The following is a 270-nucleotide window of genomic DNA, read 5'->3' as shown; positions in this document are numbered from 1 at the left end:
TGATTGAACAAATGGTAAGATATCTATCAAAATCAGATGGGTTAAAATTTGTCATACTTCGCTATTTTAATGTAGCTGGAGCTGATCCAGAGGGTATTCTTGGTGAAGACCATGAACCTGAGACACATTTGATCCCGAATGTTTTATTTCACCTTTTAAAAAAAAGGAAGAATGTTATTGTCAACGGAAATGACTATGATACAGAAGATGGAACTTGTATAAGAGATTATATTCATGTGAACGATTTAGTAAAGGTTCATATATTAGCCT

Annotated in this window: 1 protein-coding gene; it reads left to right on the top strand. The window is 33.0% G+C overall.

The features are described 5' to 3' along the window. The coding region (locus AOA61_RS30600; protein ID WP_143521291.1) for an NAD-dependent epimerase/dehydratase family protein at nucleotides 1-270 on the top strand (270 nt) is incomplete at both ends.

Origin of the sequence: Pseudomonas sp. 2995-1 (genome assembly GCF_002742505.1) — a bacterium.
Lineage (GTDB): Bacteria > Pseudomonadota > Gammaproteobacteria > Pseudomonadales > Pseudomonadaceae > Aquipseudomonas > Aquipseudomonas sivasensis.
The sequence above is the reverse complement of the archived record's forward strand: the minus strand, read 5'-3'. Positions and strand labels throughout refer to the sequence as shown.